Raw genomic sequence first — 5,677 nt, forward strand, 5'->3', positions numbered from 1 at the left:
TAAATGAGAAATGGCCCGCCGGGTGGGCGGGCCATTTCTGGAATGTTTGTCCGGCTGCGTCCTACTCTCCCACACCGTCACCAGTGCAGTACCATCGGCGCTGAAGGGCTTAGCTTCCGGGTTCGGAATGGAGCCGGGCGTTTCCCCTTCGCTATGACAGCCGAAACTCTATGGAGATGTGTATCGGTTCGCCCTCACCTACACGCACCGTGGGGGTGGTGTGGGGGGCGGGTGTCCCGACCGTATCTCGGGAACTGCACAGTGGACGCGAACACGCATAAATCTTTTGGTGTGTATCAAGTTATCGGCTTATTAGTACCAGTCAGCTACATGCATTACTGCACTTCCACGTCTGGCCTATCAACCCAGTAGTCTAGCTGGGAGCCTCTCGGACAAAGTCCATGGAAATCTCATCTTGAAGCGTGCTTCCCGCTTAGATGCTTTCAGCGGTTATCACTTCCGAACGTAGCTAATCAGCGGTGCTCTTGGCAGAACAACTGACACACCAGAGGTTCGTCCATCCCGGTCCTCTCGTACTAGGGACAGCCCTTCTCAAATTTCCTACGCGCACAGCGGATAGGGACCGAACTGTCTCACGACGTTCTAAACCCAGCTCGCGTACCGCTTTAATGGGCGAACAGCCCAACCCTTGGGAGAGACTCCACCCCCAGGATGCGACGAGCCGACATCGAGGTGCCAAACCATGCCGTCGATATGGACTCTTGGGCAAGATCAGCCTGTTATCCCCGGGGTACCTTTTATCCGTTGAGCGACGCCGCTTCCACAAGCCAGCGCCGGGTCACTAGTTCCGACTTTCGTCCCTGCTCGACATGTCTGTCTCGCAGTCAAGCTCCCTTGTGCACTTACACTCGAAACCTGATTACCAACCAGGCTGAGGGAACCTTTGAGCGCCTCCGTTACCTTTTAGGAGGCAACCGCCCCAGTTAAACTACCCACCAGGCAATGTCCCTGATCCGGATCACGGACCGAGGTTAGATATCCAGAACGACCAGAGTGGTATTTCAACGTTGACTCCACCGACACTGGCGTGCCGGCTTCACAGTCTCCCACCTATCCTACACAAGCCGTACCGAACACCAATACCAAGCTATAGTAAAGGTCCCGGGGTCTTTCCGTCCTGCTGCGCGTAACGAGCATCTTTACTCGTAGTGCAATTTCGCCGAGTTCATGGTTGAGACAGTGGAGAAGTCGTTACGCCATTCGTGCAGGTCGGAACTTACCCGACAAGGAATTTCGCTACCTTAGGATGGTTATAGTTACCACCGCCGTTTACTGGGGCTTAAATTCTGAGCTTCGACCTTACGATCTAACCCGTCCTCTTAACCTTCCAGCACCGGGCAGGCGTCAGTCCGTATACATCGTCTTGCGACTTAGCACGGACCTGTGTTTTTAGTAAACAGTCGCTTCTCCCTGGTCTCTGCGGCCGTTCAGGCTAGTTCGTGAAGAACTTCACCCTCTGGGCCCCCCTTCTCCCGAAGTTACGGGGGTATTTTGCCGAATTCCTTAACCATGATTCACTCGATCGCCTTGGTATTCTCTACCTAACCACCTGAGTCGGTTTGGGGTACGGGCGGCTCGAACCTCGCTAGAAGATTTTCTTGGCAGCATAGGATCACCCTGCTTCCCGCATTCGCGGTCACTATCAGGTCTCAGGATATGTGCGACACGGATTTGCCTATGTCACTCCCTACACCCTTGGACGTGGACTACCATCGCCACGCGGAGGCTACCTTCCTGCGTCTCTCCATCGCTTGACTACTACTCAATCGGGTCGCGCGCTCCGCCCGCGTCAGTCCGAAGACGTCAGCGGGTTTCAGGCGCTTAGCATCAAAAGGTTCGTCATGGGCGGTTCTTCGCCGGTTCCGGAATATCAACCGGATGTCCATCGACTACGCCTGTCGGCCTCGCCTTAGGTCCCGACTTACCCAGGGCAGATTAGCTTGACCCTGGAACCCTTGGTTATTCGGCGGACGGGTTTCTCGCCCGTCATTCGCTACTCATGCCTGCATTCTCACTCGTGTGGCCTCCACGGCTGGATCACTCCGCCGCTTCCCTGGCCACACGACGCTCCCCTACCCATCAACACGCTTGGACCACCAACCCGCAGGTGTGGTGGCCGGGCAATATGTCAATGCCACAGCTTCGGTGGTGTGCTTGAGCCCCGCTACATTGTCGGCGCGGAATCACTTGACCAGTGAGCTATTACGCACTCTTTAAAGGGTGGCTGCTTCTAAGCCAACCTCCTGGTTGTCACTGCAACTCCACATCCTTTCCCACTTAGCACACGCTTTGGGACCTTAGCTGGTGGTCTGGGCTGTTTCCCTCTCGACTACGGAGCTTATCCCCCGCAGTCTCACTGCCACGCTCTCACTTACCGGCATTCGGAGTTTGGCTAACGTCAGTAACCTGTTGAGGCCCATCGGCTATCCAGTAGCTCTACCTCCGGTAAGAAACACGTGACGCTGCACCTAAATGCATTTCGGGGAGAACCAGCTATCACGGAGTTTGATTGGCCTTTCACCCCTACCCACAGCTCATCCCCTCAGTTTTCAACCTAAGTGGGTTCGGTCCTCCACGACGTCTTACCGTCGCTTCAACCTGGCCATGGGTAGATCACTCCGCTTCGGGTCTAGACCCAGCGACTGAATCGCCCTATTCGGACTCGCTTTCGCTACGGCTTCCCCACACGGGTTAACCTCGCCACTGAGCACTAACTCGCAGGCTCATTCTTCAAAAGGCACGCTGTCACCCCACAAGGAGGCTCCAACGGATTGTAGGCACACGGTTTCAGGATCTATTTCACTCCCCTCCCGGGGTACTTTTCACCTTTCCCTCACGGTACTTGTCCGCTATCGGTCACCAGGGAATATTTAGGCTTAGCGGGTGGTCCCGCCAGATTCACACGGGATTTCTCGGGCCCCGTGTTACTTGGGATAACTCTCTGAAGTTCACGCTGTTTCGTCTACGGGGGTCGCACCCTCTGTGCCGGGCCATTCAATGCCCTTCGACTACAACGCGAATTTTTGACTCCATGCCAGGATGTCAGTCCTGACCGAGAGGTCCCACGACCCCGTACCTGCAACGCCTGACAGCTATCACACAGATACGGTTTAGCCTCTTCCGCTTTCGCTCGCCACTACTCACGGAATCGCGGTTGCTTTCTCTTCCTGTGGGTACTGAGATGTTTCACTTCCCCACGTTCCCTCTACCTACCCTATGTGTTCAGGTAGGAGTGACTGGACTTGCCTCCAGCCGGGTTTCCCCATTCGGAAATCCACGGATCACAGTCTGGTTATCGACTCCCCGTGGCTTATCGCAGATTCCTACGTCCTTCTTCGGTTCCTGGTGCCAAGGCATCCACCGTGCGCCCTTAAAAACTTGATACGCAAAGATAAAGATGCTCGCGTCCACTGTGTAGTTCTCAACATACGGGCGGCCCCTCACCATGAGCTGCAATGCCTACCTCCCACACCCATGCCAAAGCACGAGCAGCGAAGCGGTTCACCAGCGGTGACGGTCCTGACCGGATACCGGCCTGACGATCCGAGCTTGACGCCCGAGCCCTCAGGACCCAACAACGTGTCAGGCGCCGACCCCACACCACCTGCGTTCCACACCCACACCCCGTAAAGAAGTGCCGGCTGTACTTGCGTGCAGTGCACGAGACGACGCCAAATAATCGATGTTCCACCCTTGAGCACCTGCTGCCCCACAGTCGGGGACAGACCAGGCTCTGGACGCTTGCGCGCCAGTGCTCCTTAGAAAGGAGGTGATCCAGCCGCACCTTCCGGTACGGCTACCTTGTTACGACTTAGTCCCAATCGCCAGTCCCACCTTCGACGGCTCCCTCCACAAGGGTTGGGCCACCGGCTTCGGGTGTTACCGACTTTCGTGACTTGACGGGCGGTGTGTACAAGGCCCGGGAACGTATTCACCGCAGCGTTGCTGATCTGCGATTACTAGCGACTCCAACTTCATGGGGTCGAGTTGCAGACCCCAATCCGAACTGAGACCGGTTTTTTGGGATTCGCTCCACCTTGCGGTTTCGCAGCCCTTTGTACCGGCCATTGTAGCATGTGTGAAGCCCAAGACATAAGGGGCATGATGATTTGACCTCATCCCCACCTTCCTCCGAGTTGACCCCGGCAGTCTCCTATGAGTCCCCACCATCACGTGCTGGCAACATAGAACGAGGGTTGCGCTCGTTGCGGGACTTAACCCAACATCTCACGACACGAGCTGACGACAACCATGCACCACCTGTATACCGACCTTGCGGGGCACCCATCTCTGGATGTTTCCGGTATATGTCAAGCCTTGGTAAGGTTCTTCGCGTTGCATCGAATTAATCCACATGCTCCGCCGCTTGTGCGGGCCCCCGTCAATTCCTTTGAGTTTTAGCCTTGCGGCCGTACTCCCCAGGCGGGGAACTTAATGCGTTAGCTGCGGCACGGATCTCGTGGAATGAGACCCACACCTAGTTCCCAACGTTTACGGCATGGACTACCAGGGTATCTAATCCTGTTCGCTCCCCATGCTTTCGCTTCTCAGCGTCAGTAGTGGCCCAGAGACCTGCCTTCGCCATCGGTGTTCCTCCTGATATCTGCGCATTTCACCGCTACACCAGGAATTCCAGTCTCCCCTACCACACTCTAGTCTGCCCGTACCCACTGCAAGTCCGGGGTTGAGCCCCGGATTTTCACAGCAGACGCGACAAACCGCCTACAAGCTCTTTACGCCCAATAATTCCGGACAACGCTCGCACCCTACGTATTACCGCGGCTGCTGGCACGTAGTTAGCCGGTGCTTCTTCTGCAGGTACCGTCACTTTCGCTTCTTCCCTGCTGAAAGAGGTTTACAACCCGAAGGCCGTCATCCCTCACGCGGCGTCGCTGCATCAGGCTTTCGCCCATTGTGCAATATTCCCCACTGCTGCCTCCCGTAGGAGTCTGGGCCGTGTCTCAGTCCCAGTGTGGCCGGTCGCCCTCTCAGGCCGGCTACCCGTCATCGCCTTGGTGAGCCATTACCTCACCAACAAGCTGATAGGCCGCGAGTCCATCCCAGACCGAAAAACTTTCCAGACACTAACCATGCGGTTGCGTCTCGTATCCGGTATTAGACGCCGTTTCCAGCGCTTATTCCAGAGTCAGGGGCAGGTTACTCACGTGTTACTCACCCGTTCGCCACTGTTCACCCAAGAGCAAGCTCTCGAGGTCACCGTTCGACTTGCATGTGTTAAGCACGCCGCCAGCGTTCGTCCTGAGCCAGGATCAAACTCTCCGTTGATGATTGCTATCCCCCACCACAAAGGCGAGGAAAAACATTACCCACAAAGGGATATGAAACCCGGCTGAGCAAGAACAACCAGCAATAACTGCTAGATGATCATTGTCAACCAAAGGAAAAAAATTCGTTCGCCACGACAACAACACAACCCCAGACAGGGCCGCGCCACCACCGCAACGAGACGAGGTATTGGCATCGATTTTTGACACGCTGTTGAGTTCTCAAGGATCGGACGCACACCATCAACCAACCCACAGGCCAGCATCAAGGGCAACCATTCAAAACTACCCGCGGCCACACTTGGGCGTCAAACCCGGCCTCGTCCCTCTCGGAACCGCCGGATCCGACTGCGCTTGGATCTTCGCGGGGC

At 56.1% G+C, this 5,677-nt stretch carries 3 rRNA genes; all 3 read right to left on the bottom strand.

The annotated features are described in order from the left end of the window. Window positions 1–48: 48 nt before the first annotated feature. A 5S ribosomal RNA gene (rrf, locus tag KLO01_RS16980) occupies window positions 49–165 on the bottom strand. Window positions 166–292: 127 nt separating this feature from the next. Then, window positions 293–3,405 (bottom strand): 23S ribosomal RNA (locus KLO01_RS16985). Window positions 3,406–3,783: 378 nt separating this feature from the next. Beyond that, a 16S ribosomal RNA gene (locus tag KLO01_RS16990) occupies window positions 3,784–5,307 on the bottom strand. Together the 16S, 23S and 5S rRNA genes form the textbook arrangement of a ribosomal RNA operon. Between the last annotated feature and the right edge of the window lie 370 nt (window positions 5,308–5,677).

It is taken from the genome of Knoellia locipacati (assembly GCF_007992835.1).
GTDB lineage: Bacteria > Actinomycetota > Actinomycetes > Actinomycetales > Dermatophilaceae > Knoellia > Knoellia locipacati.